Below are 20,272 nucleotides of genomic sequence, written 5' to 3' on the forward strand. Positions count from 1 at the left end.
CGGTTCGACTCGCTGCGCTCCCGGGTGGTGATGGTGCCGCAGGACGGGTTCCTCTTCGACGCGACGGTGGGGGACAACGTCCGGTTCGCCCGGCCAGCGCCCGACGTACGCAGCCGGCGAGCCCGTCGACGCTGGGCTCCGGCTGGAAACCGGTGGCCACCGCGAGCACCTGGGCGCGCGGCGCCCCGGTGCGGCCGGGCGTCGGGCGGCAGAGCAGGTAGACCGCCGCGGCCTCACCGGCCGGGCCGGCGCCGGTCAGCTGCGCCGCCCACGCCGTGTTCGGCGTGTACTCCTCGACCCCGCCGACCAGCAGGGCGTCGACGTACCCCCGGCGCAGGGCGTTGAGCGCGTAGCGCAGCGCGTACAGGAAGGCGAGCGGGCCGCCGGCCACTGTGGCGTTGACGCCGCGCAGCCCGTAGCGGATCGCGGCCTGGCCGCTGGCGCAGTTCATCACCGTGTTCGGGAACAACACCGGGTTGACCAGGTACGGCTTGTCCTGCACCAGCGTCTCGCGGGAGAAGTCCATCGTCGACTTCAGGCTGCCGGTGGTGGTGCCCAGCACCACGCCGACGCGGTGCCGGTTGTCGTCGTCGGGGGTGAGGCCCCCGTCGGCCAGCGCCCGCCCGCAGGCCACCATGGCCAGCGCGGTCGCCCGGTCCAGGAAGCTGGTGCCCTTGCGGCCCAGCAGCCGGCGTACGTCGAAGTCGGCGATCGCCGGCGCCTGCTCGGTGGGCAGCGGCTCGTCGAAGCGGTCGCGCACGTCGACGCCGACGACCGTGCCGGCGCGGACGGCGGCCAGCAGCTCGGTGACCGAGTCCCCGGCCGCGCTGAGCACTCCCCAGCCGGTCACCAGGCCGGTCACCGGATCGCCCCGAAGATCGTGATGGCGTTGTTGCCGCCGAACGCGAAGCCGTTGTTCTGCGCGACCCGCACCGTGGCCGGCCGGGCCGTGTTCGGCACCGGGTCGATCCACGACAGCTCCGGGTCGGGGGTGGCCCAGTTGATGGTCGGGGGCAGGAACCCGTGCCGGATGCCCAGCGTGGTGGCGATCGCGCCGAACCCGCTCGCCGCGCCCATCGTGTGGCCGAGCATCGACTTGATCGAGCTGACCGGCGGTACCCGGTCGCCGAACACCGCCCGGATGGCCCGCGCCTCGCACAGGTCGTTGGCGGGCGTGCCGGTGCCGTGCGTACTGATGTAGTCGATGTCCTCCGGTTTGATCCCGGCGTTCTCCTGGGCCAGCCGCATGCACGCCGCGACGCTCTCCTCGTTGGGCGCGACCATGTGGTGGGCGTCGCAGTTGACGCCGTACCCGAGCACCTCGGCGTAGATCCGGGCGCCCCGGTCCTGCGCGTGCTCCAGGGTCTCCAGCACCAGGGCCGCGCCGCCCTCACCGGTGAGGATGCCGGAGCGGTCCCGGTCGAACGGCCGGCAGGCCCGCTCGGTCAGTGCGCCGAGCCGGTAGAAGCCGGCGTGCGCCCACCGGCACACCGAATCGGCGCCGCCGGCCACCATCACGTCCGCCTCACCCCAGCACAACAGGTCGTACGCGTACCCGATGGCGTAGTTGCTGGCCGAACAGGCGGTGGTGAGGGTGACCGACTCCCCGGCCAGCCCCAGCTCCGCGCTCACCGCATAGGACAGCCGCTCGGCCGGCGCCTGCCGCAGCGCCTCGGCGGACATGGCCGGGTAGCCGCCGGCTACCAGATCGGCGGTCAGCTGTTCCACCACCGTGGACTCACCGCTGGTGGTGCCGACGACCGCGCCGACGCGCGCCGGGTCGGTGGCCGGCAGCGACAGACCCGCGTCCATCGCGGCCAGCCGGGCAGCCGCCGCCGCGAACAGCGCCGAGCGGCCCCAGTCGGCGACCCGCAGCCGCCGCAGCAGCGCCTCCGGCCGGAACGCGGGCACCTCACCAGCGAAGTGGTGCGGGAATCCGCTCGCGTCGAAGCTCGTGATGGGCGCGGCGGCCGACCGGCCGGAGCGCAGCCCGGCGGTGAACTCGTTCACGCCGATGCCGATGCCGGACACCGGCCCGAGCCCGGTGACGACCACGCGGTGCACGGTCAGTCCTGCCAGCCGGCGTGTCGCGCCACCACCTCGTGGACGGCCTTGAGGCTGCGCATCTCGTTCAACTCGGCCTGCGGGATCTCCACCTTGTACTTCTTCTCGATCCGGGCCAGGATCTCGATCGCCCGCAACGAGTCCGCCTCGTACTCCTCGACGAAGTCGGCGGTGTCGGCGACCTCCTCGGGTTCCAACTCGAGCACCTCCGCCACGATCTCCCGCAGCTCCGCCATGTGCTGGTCGCGTTCACTCATCGGGGTTCCCTCTTCCTCTCATCGTTTCCGCTCCGCGATGGCGTCGACCGGTCGGACGACCGCCATCATCGAGCCGAACTCCGCCACCTGGTCGGTCCCCACCCAGCTGGATCCGGCGGCGAACGCGGCACCGTGCACGACCTGTTCCAGTCGAACCCGGTGCCGGATCACGTCGCCCGGGTACACCGGGCGCAGCAGCACGCAGTCCCGGGCCGCGGTGAACATCGGCAGCCCGGTCGTGCCCGGCCCGCGCGACAGCAGCCAGAGCACCGCCGCGCCCTGACCGAACGACTCGATCAGCAGCGAGGCCGGGTAGGCGTACCGGTCGGGGGCCTGTCCCTCGGCGATCCCCCGATAGCAGGGCTCGCAGCCGGTGACCGCCTTCACGGCCTCCAGGCTCACTCCCGGCTCGACGCTGTCGACCCGGTCGAGCAGCAGCATCGGGTACCGGTGCGGCAGCAGGGCCCGCAGCTCGCCGTGTTCGAGTCTCATCAGGCGTTCCCGCCGTCCGCGCTCGGCCAGCGGTAGACGGCGCGCACCGTCGCCGCGTGGACCCCGTCGCCGCGTACGCACCGGGCGGCGACGTCGAAGGACTGGTCGTCGCCGACCGGGCCGACCGACGCCTCGACGGTGAGCGTGTCGCCGGCCAGCAGCGGGGCGAGGAACCGGGCGGATCGCAACCGGTGCAGCTGGGGCAGCCGGCCGGCGCAGTAGCCGACGGCCGACGTCACGGCCTGCCCGATCGTCTCCAGGGTGAACACGCCCGGATAGACGGTCAGCTCGGGGAAGTGCCCGGCCAGGTAGACGTCGGCGGCGTCGACTGTGGTGCCGGCGCGCAGGCTGATCCCGCCGCGCGGCCCGGCGGACACCTCGACCCAGTCGATGGCCGGCAGAGGCGCCGCCGCGGCCTCGTACGTGTCGACGGGGCGGGTCGCGGCGCTGAACGCGGGTGCGGCGGTCACAGCACGATCCCCCCGTCCACCCGGATCACCTGGCCGGTGACGTAGCCGGCGCGGTCGGAGAGCAGGAACTCGACCAGGTCGGCGACGTCGGCGGGCGCACCGAAGCGGCCCAGCGGGATCTGCCCCAACGCCTGCTCGCGCAGCTTCGCCGGCAGCGCGGCGGTCATGTCGGTCTCGATGAAACCGGGGGCGACGACGTTGACCCGTACGCCGTACCCGGCGACCTCCTTGGCCAGCGACAGGCTGAGCCCGATGATGCCGGCCTTGCTGGCGGCGTAGTTGGTCTGCCCGGTGTTGCCGGTGACCCCGGCCACCGAGGACAGGTTGACGATGGCGCCGCGGCGTCGCTTGAGGAAGCGGAACGCGACGGTCCGGCAGGTGTTCCAGGTGCCGGTGAGGTTGGTGCCGATCACGTCGTGCCACTCGTCCGGGGCCATCAGCACCAGCGGCCGGTCCCGGGTGATGCCGGCGTTGTTGACCAGCGCGGTGAGCGGCCCGAGGTGCCGCTCGGCGGCGGTGACGAACGCGTCGACCGCGTTCGGGTCGGTCACGTCGCACGGCCCGAACCACGACCCGACCCCGTACGCCTCGACCTCCGCCCGGGTCTTGTCCGCGGCCTCGCTCGGCGCGCTGTAGCAGCCCGCCACCGCATACCCCTGCGCCGCGAGCCGCAGCGCGACGGCCCGGCCGATTCCCCGGGACACCCCGGTCACCAGCGCGCAGCGCGGCGCGTCGCCTGCCGTTGTCATGTCACCCCCTGCTCATCCGATGGCCCGTTGCGCGCGCAGCCGGTCCCGCGTGGCCGCGTCGACGCCCACCTCGTCGAGAACCCGGTCGGTGTCCGCGCCGGGCTCGGGGGCGCCGGAGCGGACGGCGGTCGGTGTCCGGGAGAACTTGACCGCCGGCCCGGTCAGCGGCGCGGTGCTGCCGTTGGACAGCACCGTCTCCTGCACCATGGCCCGGGCGTGCACCTGCGGGTCGGTCGCGGCCTCGGCGAAGGTCCGCACCCGCTCGGCGGTGATCCCGTTGGCGTCGAGGGTGTCGACCACCTCGGCGCAGTTGCGCCCGGCGCACCAGTCGGCGAGGACAGCGTTGACCGTGGCGCGGTTGTCGCGGCGTTCCTCGTTCGTCGCGTACCCGGGCGCGCGGGCCAGTTCCGGGCGGCCGACGACCTCGGCCAGGCGACGCCAGGAGCGGTCCAGGGCGACCGCCACGTAGACGTGGCCGTCGGCGCACCGGAAGCAGCCGGCCGGCACCACGAAGTCGGCCTGGTCGCCCCAGCGGCGCAGCGGCACCCCGGTCGCGCCGAGGGTGAGGTAGCCGTTGCTGGAGAACAGCAGCGAGTCGAGCATGCTCACGTCGACGTGCTGACCCTCGCCGGTGCGGTCGCGGTGGCGCAGCGCGGCGAGCGCGCCGATCACCGCGTGCAGCCCGGCGAGGTCGTCGGCGAGGAAGGTGGGCGCCTTCAAAGGAGCGCCGTCGGGTTCGCCGTTGAGCGCCATCCAGCCGGCGGCCGCCTGGGTGGTCGGGTCGTACCCGGGTCGCTGCGCGTCGGGGCCGAACTGGCCGTAGCCGGAGACGGAGACCAGGACCACGTCCGGCCGGACTGCCCGGCACGCCTGGTAGCCGACGCCCCAGGCGTCCAGCGTGCCGGGCTTGTAGTTCTCCACCACCACGTCCGCGGTGGCGACGAGCCGCAGGAAGACCTCGGCCGCGCCGGGGCGGCGCAGGTCGAGCCCGATGCTGCGCTTGTTGCGGTGCACGCTCTGGCGGAACCAGGACAGGCCGGTGCCGGGAATGTCCGGGGGCATCAACCCCTCCCGGTTGCCGGGCATCTCCACGCGCAGGACGTCCGCGCCGAGGTCGGCCAGGACGCAACTCGCGATCGGGCCGGACCAGACCTTCGTGACGTCCAGGACCCGTACGCCGTGCAACGGCCCGGTCAGGTCGTGGCGGGCGTCGGCGTAGAAGGCCGCGGCGTCGCGGGCCGGCGCGGTGCGAGTCTCGGTGTCCATGCCGCCTACTCCCGCACCAGCAGCGACGCCGTGCCGAGCGAGCCGCCGCAGCACATGGTGACCAGGGCTGCCTCGCCGTCGGCGCGTTCCAGCTCGTGCAGGGCGGTCACCAGCAGCCGGGTGCCGCTGCTGCCCAGCGGGTGCCCGAGCGAGATGGCGCCGCCGTTGACGTTGACCCGGTCCAGGTCGGCGTCGTGGTGCGCGGCCCAGGAAAGCACGACCGCGGCGAACGCCTCGTTGACCTCCACGACGTCGATGTCGTCGAGGGTCCTGCCGGCGCGCTTGAGCAGCTTGCGGGTGGCCACCGTGGGGCCGTCGAGCAGGTAGTAGGGGTCGGCGCCGGTGACGACCTGGTGCGCCAGCCGGGCCCGGGGCCGCAGGCCGTGCGCGTCGGCCCGCTCCCGCGACATCCACAGGATCGCCGCGGCGCCGTCGGAGATCTGCGAGGTGGTGCCGGCGGTGTGGATGCCGTCCGGGAGCACCGGACGCAGGGCGGCCAGCCCGTCGGCGGTGGTGTCGCGGATGCCCTCGTCGGCGTCGACCGACCTGCCGTCGGGCAGCGGCACGGGCGTGATCTCCCGGTCGAAGCGGCCCTCCTCGCGGGCCCGCGCCGCGCGCTGCTGCGAGCGCAGCCCGTAGGCGTCGGCGTCCGCGCGGGTCAGCCCCTGCCGGGCCGCGATCCGCTCGGCGCCGCCGAACTGCGCCTTCGGCGGATCGTCGTACGGGTAGTCGGGTGTCTTGTAGTGGCCGGGCCCCTGGTAGAGGTTGGTGCCGACGGGCACCCGGCTCATCGATTCCACGCCGCAGGCGATGCCCACGTCGATGGCGCCGGCGGTGATGAGCGCCGCGATCAGGTGGTTGGCCTGCTGCGCGGAGCCGCAGGAGGCGTCGACGGTGCTCGCCGCGACCTCGTAGTCGAGTCCACTGTTGAGCCAGGCGTTGCGGGTGACGTTGAGGCTCTGCTCGCCGACCTGCGTGACGCAACCGCCGATGATCTGCTCCACCTCGCCGGGTGCGATGCCGGAGCGGCGCAGCACCTCGACCTGCACGTGCCGCAGCAGCTGCACGGCCTTGAGGCCGGACAGCGCACCCTCGCGCCGGCCGATCGGCGTCCGCACCGCCTCGACGATCACCGCCTCCGGCATGGACTCCCCCTCCTGGTCGGCGCGTGGTGGTTCGCTGGTGCTCAGGCCGGGACGAGCCGGACGCGCAGCTCCTCCAGGCCCCGGAACGTGCTGCTGTGCCGCCATTCGAGGTCGATCTCGTCGGCGTCCGGGTCGGCCAGCTCGATGACCGCGAACCGGTCCACCAGACGGCGGAAGGCGATCTGCCCCTCGGCGCGGGCGAGCTGCGCGCCGAGGCAGTGGTGCGGGCCCCAGGCGAACGACAGCGGCGTCTCCGGCGGTTCGGCGCCGGCGAAACGGGCGATGTCGAGCCGATCCGGGTCGGCGTAGCGGGCCGGGTCACGGTTGGCCGCGCCGATCAGGGTGATGACGTGTTCGCCGCTCTTGAGCGGAGTGCCGTCGACGAAGGTGGTGTCCTCGAAGGCGGCCCGGCCCAGCACGTGCACCGGGGAGTCGAAACGCAGCAGCTCCTCGACCGCGGAGCGGGTCAGCTCCGGTTCGGCGCGCAGCCGCTGCAACTGGTCGGGGTTGCGGCACAGCGCGTGCGTGCCGAGCCCGATCAGGTCGGTCATGGTCTGGAAGCCGGCGCCGAAGAGCAGCACGATCACCTGGATCAGCTCGTCGACCGAGAGCCGGTCGCCGTCGATCTCGACCTGGCCGAGCGCCGAGGCGAGGTCGTCGCGGGGATCCTCGCGGCGCTTGCGGACCAGGTCGGCGAAGTACTCCTCCATCTCGCCGAGCGCCTGATCGGATGCCTTGAGCACCTCTTCCGGGGCGAAGATCTCCAGCCCGCCGGACGCGGCGCGGGTGAGCCGGCGCAGCAGCGGCCAGTCCTCCGGCGGCACGCCGACCAGCTCGCCGATCACCATGACCGGCAGCGGGAAGCCGAACGAGCCGACGATGTCGACCTCGCCGCCGCCGGGGCCGATGCGGGCGGTGATGTCGTCGAGCAGCCCGTCGACGAAGGCGGTCAGTCGGGGGCGCAGGGTCTCGGTACGCCGCGGGGTGAACACCCGGCTGACCAGCCCGCGTAGCCGGGTGTGCTCCGGTCCGTCGAGGAACAGCAGGGTGCGGGCGCCCTCGCGGCCACGGGAGTCGCCCATCCGGGGGCGTTGCGCGGACTTGTCCAGCGACGGGTTGCGCAGCGCGGCCCGGCAGTCGTCGTACGCGGTGAGCACCCAACCCACACCCTGACCGGGCTGTTCCATCCGGTACTTGGGCGCCGCGGTCCGCAGCGCGTGGTAGTGCGGGTACGGGCTGCTGACGGTGGCCGGGGCCTTCATCAGCAACTCCATCGCGATGATCCGGGGGTCAGCGCTCACCACGGTCTCGGTCATGGCTCGGAAGCCTAATAGTGTTTCGCGTATCTCGGAAGTACTTGTTTCTCGTATCTTTGGTTGAGCATACTGGCGGGCATGACCTCGGCCCGTACCGGCATGCCGCCGAGATTCGACGCCCGTGATCCCGCAGTGGTGGCCGACCCCTATCCCACCTACGCGGCGCTGCGGGCGGCCGGCCCGCTGTGCCGGATGGGCCCGGGCAGCTGGGGCGTCACCCGCTACGCCGACGTCGCCCGGCTGGTCCGCGACCCGCGCCTGGGCAGCGAGTTCCCGGCCGCCTACCACCGGATGTCGGCCGGCGACGGCGCGGCCGGCGACTTCTTCGGCAGCATCATCCTCTACCGCGACCCGCCGGAGCACGGCCGGCTGCGGCGGCTGATGGCCAAGGCGTTCAGCCCCGCCCTGGTCCGCCGGCTGCGCCCCCGCATCGAGCAGATGGTCACCGAGCTGCTGGCCCCGGCGACCCGCACCGGAGGTTTCGACGCGGTCTCGGATCTCGCTTTTCCCCTGCCGGTGATGGTGGTCTGCGCCCTGATGGGCATCCCGCCGGCCGACCACGAGCGCATCCGCCCGTACGCGCTGGACCTGAGCAAGGCGTTCGCCGCGATCGTGCCCGACGACGACCGCCCGGCCGCCGACCGGGCGGTCGAGTGGCTGCGCGGCTACCTCGGTGACATCCTTCAGCGGCGTCGCGCCGAACCCGGCGAGGACCTGCTGTCCCGGATGCTGGCCGCGACCGACGACGACGGCGCCATGCTCGGCCACGACGAGATCGTGGACAACGCGGTGTTCGCCTTCTTCGCCGGCTTCGAGACCACCACCAACCTGATCGCCACCGGGGTGGCCGCCCTGCTCGATCACCCCGACCAGCTCGCCCTGCTCCGGTCGGACCCGACCCTGACCCCCCGGGCCGTGGAGGAGTTCCTGCGCTACGACGCCCCGATCCAGGGCGTCGCCCGCCTCGCCCGGGAGGATCTGGACGTCGGCGAGCGCACCATCCGCGCCGGCCGGGTGCTGATCCTGCTGCTGGGCAGCGCCAACCGCGACCCCGACCAGTTCGCCGCCCCGGACCGCCTCGACATCACCCGCGCGGAGAACCCGCACCTGTCCTTCGGCGGCGGCATCCACCACTGCCTCGGCGGCTACCTGGCCCGGGTGGAGGCGCAGGTCGCGTTCGAGACCCTGCTGCGCACCTTCGGCACGCTGACCCCGGCCGGCCCGGCCCGCAGGCAGACCGACGGGACGCTGCGCTCGTACGCCAGCGTGCCCGTGGCGGTGCGGCCGTGAGCCCCGCCGGCCGCGTCCTGCCGGCGCGGATGGACCCGCTCGCGCCCGAGGTCGTCGCCGACCCCTACCCGACGTACGCGCGGATGCGGGCGGCCGGCCCGCTGTGCCGCTTCGGGCCGGCGAGCTGGGGCGTGACCCGGCACCGGGACGTGGCCGCGCTGCTGCGCGACCGCCGGCTGAGCAACACCTTCCCGGAGGACGACCCGCAGTTCCGGATGGCACAGGATCTCTCCCGCGAGGTGTTCCGCCGCATCATCCCCACCCGCGATCCGGACGACCACAGCCGGCTGCACCAGCAGATCGTCCGCGCGTTCAGCCCCGGCGTGGCCCGGCGCACCGCAAGCCGCGTCGGCGACCTCGTCGACGAGCTGCTCGCCCCGGCACTGGACGCCGGCCGCCTGGACGCCGTCGCCGACCTGGCGTTTCCGGTCGCCGCGACAGTCGTGTGCGAACTCATCGGCCTGCCGGCGGCGCGGACCCGGGCCGAGGTCTGGCCCCGCTCGGCGGCGCTGGGCCGGGCCTTCACGCCGTTCCTGCCCGAGGCCGACCGCGCGGCGGCCGACGAGGCCCTCGCGTGGCTGCGCGGGTACGTCCGCGACCTGCTCGCCGACCGGCACGCCGATCCGAACGGCGACCTGCTCGACCGGATGCTCGCCGTGGCGGACCCCGCCGAGGGGATCGAGGAGGTCGTCGACAACATCGTCTTCCTCTGCTTCACCGGCTACGAGACGACCATGAACATGGTCTGCACCGGCAGCATCGCGCTGGCCGACCGGCCCGAGGAGTGGCGTCGGCTGCGCGCCGACCCGTCGCTGGCCGCCACCGCGGCCGAGGAGTTCGTCCGGTTCGACGCCCCGATCCAGTACACCGCGCGGCTGGCGTTGGCGCCGATCCCGGTCGGCGACCGGGTGATCCGGCCCGGCCGGTCGGTCTTCCTCCTGCTCGGCTGCGCCAACCACGACGAGGACGTCTTCGCCGACCCCGCTCGCGTCGACATCGGCCGGCACCCCAACCCGCACGTCGGCTTCGGCGGGGGCGTACGCGGCTGCCTCGGCGCCGCGCTGGCCCGCATCGAGGGAGCTGTCGTCTTCGAGCGGCTCGCGCACCGGCTCATCGACATCGACCTGGCCGCCGACCCGGTCCGCGAGCCCAGCGCCCTCTTCCGGTCGTACGCGTCGATCCCGCTCGCCGTCACCCCCGCCTGAGCGGGCGTCGGGCCGCAGCAACCAGGAGTCGCAGATGTCACTGATCGGCCGACCGGTCCGGCGTACCGAGGACCGCGCACTGCTCACCACCGGCGGCACGTACGTCGACGACGTACGGGTGCCCGGCTCGCTGGAGCTGGTCGTCGTCCGCTCGACGGTGGCCCACGGCCGGTTGCGGGGCGTGGACACCGACGCCGCCCGCCGGGCGCCCGGCGTGGTCGCGGTCTTCACGGCGGCGGACGTGGACCTGCCGCCGCTGCCCCCCGAGGCCGGGGTGCTGAACCAGAAGATGACCACCCCGGTGCTCGCCGACGGCGTGGTGCGCTTCGTCGGCGAACCCGTCGCCGCGGTGCTGGCGACCAGCCGCGCCGAGGCGGTCGACGCCGCCGCCCTCGTCGCGGCCGACATCGCGCCCCTGCCGGCCCTAATGGACGTCGAGGAGGCCCTCGCCGACGAGCTGGTGCTGCACCCCGAGGCCGGCACGAACATGGTGCTCAAACTGGGCTTTCGGCGCCCGGCCGGACGCGCCGAGCTGCACGAGGGCGCCGAGGTGGTCGTCCGGCAGCGGATGCGCAACCCCCGGGTCGCGCCCTGCCCACTGGAGGCCCGCGCCGGGCAGGCCGAGTGGGGGCCGGACGGGCTGCGCTACCGCGCCGGCAGTCAGGCCGTGCACCTGTGGCGGGGCCAGCTCGCGGCGGCCCTCGGTGAGCCGGAGGACCGGGTCCAGGTGGTCAACGGCGACGTCGGCGGGGCGTTCGGCTCCAAGGCGTTCGCCAGCCGGGAGGACGTCCTCGTCGCCTGGGCCAGCCGCCGGCTCGGCCGCCCGGTGCGCTGGGCGGAGACCCGCAGCGAGAGCATGATCGCCGCCGGGCACGGCCGGGCCCAGCACCAGAGCGCCGAGCTGGGCGGCACCCGCGACGGGCGGATCGTGTCGTACGCGCTGGAGGTCGTGCAGGACGCCGGGGCGTACCCGCGCATCGGCGCGATCCTGCCGTTCTGGACCCGGACGATGCTCACCGGCCCGTACGCGATCAGCCGGGCGAAGTTCAGCTCGTCCAGCGTCACCACCACGACCACACCCGTGGTGTCGTACCGGGGCGCCGGGCAGCCGGAGGCCGTCGCCGCGCTGGAGCGGATGGTCGACGTGTACGCGGCGGAGATCGGCCTGGACCCGGCCGAGGTGCGTCGGCGCAACCTGCTGCCGCCGGAGAGCTTCCCGGTCACCACGATCACCCGTGCCCGCTACGACACCGGCGACTACCCGGCGGCGCTGGAGCGGGTGCTCGCCGAGGCCGACTACCCGGCGTTACGCTCCGAGCAGGCGGCCCGCCGCGAGCGCGGCGACGTCCAGCAGCTCGGCATCGGCCTGTCCACCTTCGTGGAGATCACCGGCGCGGACACCCGCAGCGAGTACGCCTCGATCCGCGTCGACACCACCGGCCGGTTCACCGTCCACTCCGGCACCTGCCCGCACGGGCAGGGCCACGTCACCGCCTGGGCGATGCTCGCCGCCGACGTGCTCGCCGTGGCGCTGGACCGCGTCGACGTACGCCACTCCGACACCGCGACGATCCCCGCAGGCGGCGGCACCGGAGGGTCCCGGTCGTTGCAGACCGGCGGCATGGCGGTCCGCGAAGCGGCCCTGGCCCTGGTGGAGCGGGGCCGGGACGCGGCGGCTGGACACCTGGGCGTGGTCCGCGACGAGGTGGAGTACACCGAGGGACGGTTCCGCTCGACCACCGGGCACGTCGTCCACTGGACCGAGCTGGCCACCGCCGAAGGGCCTGACGGTGGGCTGTCGGCCGAGGCGACCTTCCAGCCGACGGCGGCGACCTGCCCGTTCGGCGCGCACCTGGCGGTGGTGCTTGTCGACACCGAGACCGGTCAGGTGACCCTGCGCCGGGTGGTGGCCGTCGACGACGCGGGTGTGCTGCTCAACCCGCTGCTGGCCGAGGGGCAGGTGCACGGCGGCCTGGCGCAGGGCGCCGGTCAGGCGCTGGTGGAGGAGGTCCGCTTCGCCGCCGACGGCACGCCCCTGCACGGTGACCTGCACCGGTACGCCATGATCGGCGCGGCCGAGCTGCCCTCCTTCGAGACGGTGGCGATGCAGACCCCCACTCCGGTGAACGCGCTGGGCGCCAAGGGCCTGGGCGAGTCGGGTGCTGTCGGGTTCCCGCCGGCGGTGCAGAACGCCGTGGTCGACGCCGTCCGCCACCTCGGCGTGCGGCACATCGACATGCCGGTGACCGCCGAGCGGGTCTGGACGGCCATCCGGGAGGCGTACGCCGTCCGCTAGCTCCGACGCCACCGCGCTCCGCGGGCGGCGGGCGGCGGGCGGCGGGCGGCGGGCGGCGGGGGATGTTTAGGCCCGTCCTTTGCTCTGCTTCAACCCACGCAACACCACGCGTCCGATATCCGGACACCGGGTGTTGCCTCCGTTGAAGCAGAGCAAAGGATCCGATGCGCAGGCGTAGCCCCTACGTCCTCGACCCGGTGCAGGCACGGGCGTGCCGGGATCGGGTACGTCGTCAGTCGTCCACGACGGACAGCGCCTGCTTCGGGCAGCGGCGGGCGGCCTCGCGCACCCGGTTGGCCAGCGAGCCTTCCAGCGGCTGTTCGGTGATGTGCAGACGGTCGTCCTCACCGACGTCGAACACCTCGGGCGCCTGCCCCACACAGACCGCGTTGCTCTCGCAGCGGGAGAAGTCCACGACCAGTCGCATCGCTTACGCCTCCGTCTTCGCGACGATCTCGAGGATGGGGAACATCATGGTGGGCACGCTGCGCGCCAGCCGCAGGTCGGCGGCGTCCAGCAGCCGTTCGATGTGCTCGCGGGAGCGGGCGCCGCCGCCGACCATGGCCAGCAGGAGCAGGTCGTAGAGGCGGCCCACGTCGAAGCGGTCGCCGGCCTCGACCACCGGCTCCAGCACCAGCAGCCGACTGTCGGGCCGCATCGCCGCCCGCACGGCGCTCAGCAGTCGTACGGCGTTGTCGTCGTCCCAGCCGTAGAGGATCCGCTTGAGCAGGTACGCGTCCGCGCCGGCCGGGATCGTCTCGAAGAAGCTGCCGCCGGTCACCGTGCACCGCCCGGCCACGCCGAGCTTCTGCAGCACCGGTTCGGCCTCGGCGACCACGTGCGGCAGGTCGAACAGGGTGCCCCGCAGCTGCGGGAAGCGGGCCATGATGCCGCCGAGGAAGGCGCCGTTGCCGCCGCCGACGTCGACGACTGTGGTCAGCTCCCCCCACGGGTACGCGGGCAGCGCGGCCCGCAGCTCCAGCCGCGTGGCCGCCTGCTGGGAGGCGTCGAAGCGGGCGCTGTCGTGCGGATGGGCGGCCATGTACGGCCAGTAGCCCTCGGGGTGGACCTGGTCGAACGACGCCTGTCCGGTGCGGATGCTGTGGTCGAAGTGGGCCCACGCCTCGATGTCGGGCTCCAGCAGCGGGTACGCGTCGCGCAGCGACAGCGGGTGGTCGGTGCGCAGCGGCTCGGCGAGCTTGGTCAGGCCGAACACCTCGGGCTCGACCTCGGTGAAGATGCCCTTGCCCGCAAGCGACCGCAGGGCGCGCAGCAGCGACGGGGCGTGCGCGCCGGTGGCCTCGGCCAGCTCGGCCACCGGCCGGGGCCCGTCGACGAGCTGATCGGCGACGCCGAGCTGGGCGATCACCCGGATGGTGAGCGGCACGATGTAGTCGGCGAGTTCGGTGAGCCGGGTCAGCGCACCGAGGTCGGTACGGGGCCGCGCCGCCAGCATCAACCGCCTCCACTATCACGTGTCTTGTATCTCGTGTATCTGCACACTAGCTTGTGAGCGGGTCGCTGTCACCGTCGTTCACGGGAGGCACGGGATGCTGGACGGATGTGTGAGCTGGCCGCGGGAGCTGGCCGAGCGCTATCGCGCGCAGGGCTACTGGCGCGGCGAATCCCTCGCTGACCTGGGCCGGGAGTGGGCGCGGACCGACCCGGGGCGCACCGCGCTGGTCACCGACGGGCAGCGGGTGAGCTACGGCGACCTCGACCGCCGGGCCGACCGGATGGCCGCCGGGCTGCGCGCCCACGGCATCGACCGGCACGACCGGGTGGTGGTCCAACTGCCCAACGGCGTCGAGTTCGTGGTGCTGTGCCTGTCGCTGTTCCGCCTGGGCGCGCTGCCCGTCCTGGCCCTGCCGGCGCACCGGCGCGCGGAGATCGGCCACCTGTGCGCGCACACCGAGGCGGTCGCGTACGTGACCGTCGACCAGGTCCAGGGCTACGACCTGCGCAAGCTCGCCGCCGACGTACGGGCCGAGACGCCGTCGCTGCGGGAGGTGTTCGTCGTCGGCGACCCCGGCGAGTTCACCGCCCTGTCCGACGTGGACGCCGATCCGGTGCCGCTGCCCGCCCCGGACCCGTCGGACGTGGCGTTCTTCCTGCTCTCCGGCGGCTCGACCGGCCTGCCGAAGCTGATCCCCCGCACCCACGACGACTACGCGTACCAGCTGCGGGCGACCGCGGCGGCGATGGGTTTCGGGCCGGACGGGGTCTATCTCGCCGCGCTGCCGGTCGCTCACAACGCGGCGCTCGGCTGCCCCGGCGTCCTCGGCGCGCTGCGGGTCGGTGCCACCGCCGTGCTGGCCGGCAGTCCCAGCCCGGACGAGGCGTTCCGGCTGATCGCCCGCGAGCGGGTCACCCTGACCACGCTGATGCCGCCCTTTCTGCCACTGTGGGCCGACCTCGCGCCGATGCTCGGCGCGGACCTGAACGGCCTGGTGGTCGAGGTCGGTGGCGCCAACCTCAGCCCGGCGGTGGCCGAGCGGGTGACCCGGGAGCTGGGGATCCGACTGGCGCACTTCTTCGGCATGGCCGAGGGCCCGATCTGCTGCACCCGCCCGGACGACCCGCCGGAGCTGGCCGCGCACACCCAGGGCCGTCCGCTGTCCGACGCCGACGAGTTCCAGGTGGTCGACGACGCCGGCCGGCAGGTCGTGCCCGGCGAGGTGGGTGAGTTGATCGTGCGCGGTCCGACCACCCTGCGCGGCTACTACCGGGTGCCGGAGTACAACGCGCGTACCTTCACCCCGGACGGCTTCCTGCGCACCGGGGACCTGGTCCGCTGGACCCCGACCGGTGAGCTGGTCGTGGTCGGCAGGATCAAGGAGGTCGTCAACCGGGGCGGCGAGAAGGTGCCGGCCGGCGAGGTCGAGGAGCACCTGCTCGCCCACCCGGGGGTGCGCGAGGTCGCCGTGCTCGCCGTCCCCGACCGGGTCCTGGGCGAGAAGACCTGCGCGGTGGTGGTGCCCCGCGCCGACGCCCCCACCCTGGGGCAGTTGCGGGACTTCCTCACCGGGCGAGGGCTGGCCGCGTACAAGCTGCCGGACCGGTTGGAGCTGCGCACGGCGCTGCCGCACACTCCGGTGGGCAAGGTGGACAAGCGGGCGCTCGGCGCCGAGCTGGCGGGCTGAGCCGGCGCGGGGGACGGCGTCGCCGCCCTCCCCCGCCCCCTTTCAGCCGGTCAGGTGGTACAGCCGGTGGAACCGGTCGTCCACCGGCACGATCTGCACGTCGGCGAAGCCGGCCTCGGTGGCGAACCGGCGGACCTGCGCGGGGCGCAGGACCGTGCCGCTGGCCGTCGAGTCGGGCCCGGCCAGACCGGCCGGCAGGCAGTGCAGCACGCTTGTGGCGTACTGGAAACGCTCGATCTCGTCGCCGGGTGCGACGAACCGGTGTGCCACCTTGGCGTCGAGCACCAGCACCGCGCCGGCGTCGGCGCGCAGCCGCCGGCACGCCCGCAGCACCGACACCGGCTGGCTCATCTCGTGCAGCGCGTCGAAGACGCAGACCAGGTCGTACCGGCCGGCCAGCTCCGGGTCCACGGCGTCGCGCCGGTGAAACCGCACGCGGTCGGCCACGCCGGCGGACGCGGCGTTCGCCTGCGCAGCGGCCACCGTCGGCGCGTCCAGGTCGTAGCCGTCGACCTCGGCGAGGGGGTACGCCCCAGCCAGCGCGATCGCCGCCCAACCCGCGCCGCAGCCGACGTCGGCGATCCGGCTCGGCGCGGCGGCGAGCCGCTGGTGGAGGTGCGGCAGCGCCGAGGAGAGCCAACCGGGCAGGGAGTACGTGAACAGCGCCCGGTTGGCGCCCGAGTGCCCGTGCCGCCAGTCGTCGCCGTACATCTCGTCGGGCACCCCGGCGCCGGTGCGGTACGCGTCGAGCAGCGCCGGCAACGCGCCGGCCACCCCGCCCAGCGGCAGCATGGTCAGCGACACCAGCGACAGCGGGCTGTCCGAGGCGAGCAGCACCTCGGCGTGCCCCGGCGGCAGCCGGTAGACCCGCCGCTCGGGGGCGGCCGTCACGTCGTCCACCTCGATGAACCCGGCGACGGCCTGCTGTTCCAGCCACTCCCGCGCGTACCGGCTGTCGATCCCGGTACGCGCGCACAGCTCGGCCACGTCGGCCGGGCCCCGGTCGAGCGCCTCGTACAGCCCCAGCCGGGCGCCGAGGTAGCCGGCCAGCAGCTCCTGGGTGTGCAGCATGGCCAGGAACAGCCGCAGCGACAACGCCCGGGCCCGCTGGTCCGACTCGCCGGGCGTCGGGCCGCGCAGTGTCGCCGCGCCCGGTGCGTTCCCCGGGCGGCCGGTCAACTGGCCAGCTCGCCGCGCGAGCGCAGGATGTCCTTCACGTGCTCCACCACCGCGTCGATCGTGACGATCTTGCGGGCCGTCGTCTCGTCGATCGGCGGCAGCTCGAACTCGTCCTCCAGGGTGAAGGCCAACTCCAGCAGCGCGAGGGAGTGGAAGCCGAGGTCCTCGACCAGCCGCGAGTCACCCGCCCCCTCGGTCTGCTCCGGGTTGGGCGCCAGTTCGGTGACGATCGCCGTCACCGAGTCCCGCACCTCCGCCTCGGTCCGCACCTCGGCTGTCGTCGACCTGGTCGCGTCGGTCATTCCCGCCTCCTGTCCGAACGTCCCTCAGGACGCCGTCGTCGTCTGCTCGGTCTGGTCCCGCTGACCGGCCGCTCCCGTGGTGACCACGGTGCCGGGCAGCCGGTCGTCGACGAACGCCTGCCACAGCTGGCGCCGTTTGGGTTTGCCGCTGGAGGTGCGGGCGATGGTGCCGCGTGGGGCGTCCACGATGACGACCTGCGCGCCCTCCGCCCGGCGGCGCAGCTCGCGCTCCGCCTGGGCCAGCCACTCCGGCTGGGCCTGCTCGAACACGGCCACGACTGTCGCGGTGCCGCCCCGGTGGCCCAGCAGCGCGGCCATCCGCTGCGCCGGCACCCCGGGGCGGCAGATGGCCCATTCGAGGTCCTCGGCAAAGACGGCCCGGCCGCGGACCTTCATGCTGTCGCCGAGCCGGCCCAGCACGTGCAGCTGCCCGTCGTGCAGGAACCCGGCGTCGGCGGTGCGCAGCACCCCTGCGCCCAGCGCGGTCTGCGACGCCGAGTCGTCGGCGTTGACGTACCCCTGGGCGACGGACGGGCCGTGCACCTCGATCTCGCCGACCACCCCGTCCGGCAGGGGTGTGCCGGCCTCGTCCACGATCCGCACCCGTACCCCGGTCAGCGGCCGGCCGCAGCCCACCACCGGGTACGCCTCGACGCCGCCGTCGACGCCCTCGGCCGGGTCCGGGACGGCCCGCGCGCCCAGCCGCAGCCGGTCCGGGCGCAGCTCGACGGCGTGGTACAGCTCGTCGAGCGGCAGCCCGGTGACGGCCAGGGTCGCCTCCGCCAGCCCGTACGCGGGCAGCAGCGCGCGGGGGTCGAAGCCGTGCGGGCCGAGCAGCGCGCAGAAGCGGCGCAGTGCCTCGGCGTCGACGCGTTCGGCGCCGACGATGACCGCGCGCCAGGCGGAGAAGTCCAGCCCGGTCAGCGCCTCGGGGCGCACGCGGCGGGCGATGTACTCCAACCCGAAGTTCGGCATCGAGGTCAGCCGCGCGCCGCGTGCCCCGAAGCAGCGCAGGTAGCGCCCGGGGTTGCGGACGAACTCCTCCGGCGGCATCAGCCACAGGTCGCTGGTGTTGACCACCGGGGTGACGAGGCAGCCGATGAGGCCCATGTCGTGGTGCACCGGGAGCCAGGACGCGGTCGGGTCGTCGGGGGTCATCGCCAGCCACCGCCGGATCGCCGCGACGTTGGCGGCCAGCGCGGCGTGCGGCACCTGCACGCCCCGGGCGCGGCCGCTGGAGCCGGACGTGAACTGCAGCAGCGCGAGCGGGCCGGGCGCCGCGACCGTTCCCCGGGAGCCGCCGGCGGCGTCGGCCAGCTCGTCGGCGCTCAGCACCCGCCGGACCCCGGCGGTGGCGGCCAGCGGCGCGATCGCCGCGGTGAGGGTGGACGCGCAGACCACCACCCGTGGCGCGGCGGCGCGCAGGAGGCCCAGGACGTGTTCGCCGTAGACCGCGCGGTCCTGGAAGTTCAGCGGCGGGGCGATCGGTGAGGGCGCCGCCCCGGCGGCCATCGCGGCGAACAGCGTGGCGACGAAGTCGGGGCCGGCGGGCTCGACGATGGACACCACGTCGCCCGGGACCACCCCGACCGCCCGCAGGCCGGCCAGGATCACCCGGGTCCGCTCGGCCAGCTCCGCGTACGACAGGAAGGTCCAGTCGTCGCCCGCGGCGGCGAAGTGCACGCCCCGGTCCTGCCGGGGATGCTCCAGCCAGCTCAGCAGCGGCGATTCCGCAACGGCGCGTTCGGTCATCGGCCCGTCACCTCCTCCCCCAGTACGTCTATCCGAGATTGATAGCAGATACAAGGCTAAACAAGATACGAGGAAGGCGATAGAGTCCAACCGTGACCAGTACGCTTCCCCGCGTCGACGGACTGCTCCCCGCGCTCGCCGAGCGGGCGGCCGAGATTGACCGGGCGGGCCGGGTCCCCGAGGACGTTCTCGCCGAGCTGAGCGCCGCGGGCTGCCTGCGGATGCTGGTGCCGGCCGCGTACGGTGGCGCGGACCTGCCGCTGGGCGAGGCGCTGCGCGTCATCGAGCAGCTCTCCACGGCGGACGCCTCCACCGGCTGGCTGATCGGCCAGGTCGGCCTGGCCCACCTGCTGTTCGCCTGCTTTCCCGAGGCCGCCCGCGACGAGATCTACGCGCACGGCCCGGACGTGCTGGGCGCCGGCGCGGTCGCGCCGAAGGGCCGGGCCGCCCCGGACGGCGCGGGCGGTTGGCGGGTCAACGGCCAGTGGCCGTTCGTGACCGGCAGCCCGCAGGCGAGCTGGATCTACCTGAACTGCATCGTGCTCGACGGCCGGACCCCCCGCACCCTGCCCAACGGGGCTCCGCTGACCCGGATGGTGCTCTTCCCCGCCAGTGAGCTGGAGCAGGTCGACACCTGGCAGGTGCTGGGCCTGCGTGGCACGGCCAGCCAGGACGTGCGGGCGGCCAGCCGAATTTGCCCCGAGCACCGCGGCTTCAGCCTGGTCGGCGACGGCGACGACGTGCGCCGCACGGTCTTTCGCATCGCCCAGGCCGGGCTGCTCATCGCCGCCGTCGACCTCGGCATCGCGCAGGGGGCCGTGCACGACGCGGCGGCCCACGCCGCCGCCGGCCGCCGGCGGACGTTCAGCACCCGCTCACTGGCGGACTCCCCGGTGTTCCACGACCGGCTCGGCGAGGCCCACGTGGCCCTGCGCGCGGCCCGGGCGCTGCTGCACCGCGAGGCGGCCACCGCCTGGGAGACCGCGCGGCGCGGCGAGGTGATCAGCGCGCTGGACCGCGCCTGCCTGCGGGCCACCGCGACGCAGGTCACGGCCACCGCGCTACAGGCGGTGCAGACGGCGTACGCGCTGGCCGGCGCGTCGACGGTGTTCGACTCGTCGCCGCTGCAACGGCGGCTGCGCGACATCAACACCGCGACGCAGCACTTCGTCAACAGCCGCGACAGCTACGCCACGGTCGGCGCGCTGCTGGCCGGCGCGGACGTCGACACCACGATGTTCTGACCGCACGGCGCCGGCATTTCAGCCAGCCGTGCGAGCCGGCCGTGGGCTCAGCGGGTCAGCCGCGCGCGGCGGCGGGTTCGGCCGGCGCCTGCGTATCCCGGG

At 74.0% G+C, this 20,272-nt stretch carries 18 protein-coding genes and 1 pseudogene; 5 read left to right on the forward strand and 14 right to left on the reverse strand.

Going from position 1 to position 20,272, the window contains the following annotated elements; translation table 11 throughout:
• Positions 1 to 334 precede the first annotated feature (334 nt).
• The 9 genes and pseudogenes from AB0J68_RS07680 to AB0J68_RS07720 form a co-directional block, all read right to left on the reverse strand.
• Positions 335 to 973: pseudogene (locus AB0J68_RS07680) on the reverse strand (beta-ketoacyl synthase N-terminal-like domain-containing protein); the annotation flags it as partial.
• On the reverse strand, positions 859 to 2,064 hold the full coding sequence (locus tag AB0J68_RS07685) for a beta-ketoacyl-[acyl-carrier-protein] synthase family protein (RefSeq protein WP_363936977.1): 1,206 nt from the start codon (positions 2,062 to 2,064) through the stop codon (positions 859 to 861). The gene AB0J68_RS07685 and the pseudogene AB0J68_RS07680, both read right to left, overlap by 115 nt.
• A gap of 2 nt (positions 2,065 to 2,066) precedes the next feature.
• A complete protein-coding gene (locus tag AB0J68_RS07690) occupies positions 2,067 to 2,321 on the reverse strand; it encodes an acyl carrier protein (RefSeq protein ID WP_354855241.1) in 255 nt (84 codons plus the stop codon).
• An 18-nt stretch (positions 2,322 to 2,339) separates the two neighbouring features.
• Complete coding sequence (locus AB0J68_RS07695) at positions 2,340 to 2,813, reverse strand: beta-hydroxyacyl-ACP dehydratase (RefSeq protein WP_363936980.1); 474 nt, start codon at positions 2,811 to 2,813, stop codon at positions 2,340 to 2,342.
• On the reverse strand, positions 2,813 to 3,283 hold the full coding sequence (locus tag AB0J68_RS07700; RefSeq protein ID WP_354855239.1) for a hypothetical protein: 471 nt from the start codon (positions 3,281 to 3,283) through the stop codon (positions 2,813 to 2,815). The genes AB0J68_RS07695 and AB0J68_RS07700 overlap by 1 nt, the downstream gene beginning before the upstream one ends.
• Positions 3,280 to 4,032, reverse strand: a complete 753-nt coding sequence (fabG, locus tag AB0J68_RS07705) for a 3-oxoacyl-[acyl-carrier-protein] reductase (RefSeq protein WP_354855238.1) — start codon at positions 4,030 to 4,032, stop codon at positions 3,280 to 3,282. Before fabG ends, AB0J68_RS07700 begins: the two co-directional genes overlap by 4 nt.
• A gap of 12 nt (positions 4,033 to 4,044) precedes the next feature.
• On the reverse strand, positions 4,045 to 5,298 hold the full coding sequence (locus tag AB0J68_RS07710; RefSeq protein WP_363936983.1) for a CoA transferase: 1,254 nt from the start codon (positions 5,296 to 5,298) through the stop codon (positions 4,045 to 4,047).
• A gap of 5 nt (positions 5,299 to 5,303) precedes the next feature.
• Positions 5,304 to 6,443 (reverse strand): steroid 3-ketoacyl-CoA thiolase, encoded by a 1,140-nt coding sequence (locus tag AB0J68_RS07715; protein WP_363936985.1) that lies wholly within the window; start codon positions 6,441 to 6,443, stop codon positions 5,304 to 5,306.
• A 41-nt stretch (positions 6,444 to 6,484) separates the two neighbouring features.
• Positions 6,485 to 7,759: a cytochrome P450 gene (locus AB0J68_RS07720; RefSeq protein WP_354855235.1), complete on the reverse strand. Its 1,275-nt coding sequence runs from the start codon at positions 7,757 to 7,759 to the stop codon at positions 6,485 to 6,487.
• Between the two features lie 78 nt (positions 7,760 to 7,837).
• Between AB0J68_RS07720 and AB0J68_RS07725 the strand changes: the two genes are divergently transcribed.
• From AB0J68_RS07725 to AB0J68_RS07735, 3 genes are read left to right on the forward strand one after another with little or no spacing between them, the layout of a single operon-like run.
• Complete coding sequence (locus tag AB0J68_RS07725; RefSeq protein WP_363936987.1) at positions 7,838 to 9,049, forward strand: cytochrome P450; 1,212 nt, start codon at positions 7,838 to 7,840, stop codon at positions 9,047 to 9,049.
• A complete protein-coding gene (locus tag AB0J68_RS07730) occupies positions 9,046 to 10,254 on the forward strand; it encodes a cytochrome P450 (protein ID WP_363936990.1) in 1,209 nt (402 codons plus the stop codon). Before AB0J68_RS07725 ends, AB0J68_RS07730 begins: the two co-directional genes overlap by 4 nt.
• Positions 10,255 to 10,288: 34 nt before the next feature.
• Positions 10,289 to 12,550: a xanthine dehydrogenase family protein molybdopterin-binding subunit gene (locus AB0J68_RS07735; RefSeq protein ID WP_363936993.1), complete on the forward strand. Its 2,262-nt coding sequence runs from the start codon at positions 10,289 to 10,291 to the stop codon at positions 12,548 to 12,550.
• Positions 12,551 to 12,782: 232 nt separating this feature from the next.
• On the opposite strand, the gene AB0J68_RS07740 is transcribed toward AB0J68_RS07735, so the two are convergent.
• Positions 12,783 to 12,977, reverse strand: coding sequence for a ferredoxin (locus AB0J68_RS07740; protein ID WP_234584997.1), 195 nt, complete (start codon positions 12,975 to 12,977; stop codon positions 12,783 to 12,785).
• 3 nt (positions 12,978 to 12,980) lie between these two features.
• Positions 12,981 to 14,006 (reverse strand): methyltransferase, encoded by a 1,026-nt coding sequence (locus AB0J68_RS07745; protein WP_363936995.1) that lies wholly within the window; start codon positions 14,004 to 14,006, stop codon positions 12,981 to 12,983.
• A 94-nt stretch (positions 14,007 to 14,100) separates the two neighbouring features.
• Between AB0J68_RS07745 and AB0J68_RS07750 the strand changes: the two genes are divergently transcribed.
• Positions 14,101 to 15,693 carry an AMP-binding protein gene (locus AB0J68_RS07750; protein ID WP_363936996.1) on the forward strand — a complete coding sequence of 531 codons (1,593 nt, stop codon included), beginning with the start codon at positions 14,101 to 14,103 and terminating at the stop codon, positions 15,691 to 15,693.
• 42 nt (positions 15,694 to 15,735) lie between these two features.
• Here AB0J68_RS07750 and AB0J68_RS07755 read toward each other — a convergent pair whose 3' ends face one another.
• The 3 genes from AB0J68_RS07755 to AB0J68_RS07765 are packed head-to-tail and all read right to left on the reverse strand — an operon-like array spanning position 15,736 to position 18,926.
• Positions 15,736 to 16,872, reverse strand: coding sequence for a methyltransferase domain-containing protein (locus tag AB0J68_RS07755; protein ID WP_363936998.1), 1,137 nt, complete (start codon positions 16,870 to 16,872; stop codon positions 15,736 to 15,738).
• On the reverse strand, positions 16,869 to 17,174 hold the full coding sequence (locus tag AB0J68_RS07760) for a phosphopantetheine-binding protein (protein WP_007460186.1): 306 nt from the start codon (positions 17,172 to 17,174) through the stop codon (positions 16,869 to 16,871). The genes AB0J68_RS07755 and AB0J68_RS07760 overlap by 4 nt, the downstream gene beginning before the upstream one ends.
• A gap of 24 nt (positions 17,175 to 17,198) precedes the next feature.
• Positions 17,199 to 18,926, reverse strand: coding sequence for an AMP-binding protein (locus AB0J68_RS07765; protein WP_363937001.1), 1,728 nt, complete (start codon positions 18,924 to 18,926; stop codon positions 17,199 to 17,201).
• Positions 18,927 to 19,018: 92 nt separating this feature from the next.
• Here AB0J68_RS07765 and AB0J68_RS07770 point away from each other — a divergent pair, with 92 nt between their 5' ends.
• Entirely contained in the window at positions 19,019 to 20,170 is a 1,152-nt protein-coding gene (locus AB0J68_RS07770) for an acyl-CoA dehydrogenase family protein (RefSeq protein ID WP_363937002.1), read from the forward strand.
• Positions 20,171 to 20,272: the final 102 nt, after the last annotated feature.

Origin of the sequence: Micromonospora sp. NPDC049580, assembly GCF_040675595.1 — a bacterium.
Classification (GTDB): Bacteria; Actinomycetota; Actinomycetes; order Mycobacteriales; family Micromonosporaceae; genus Micromonospora.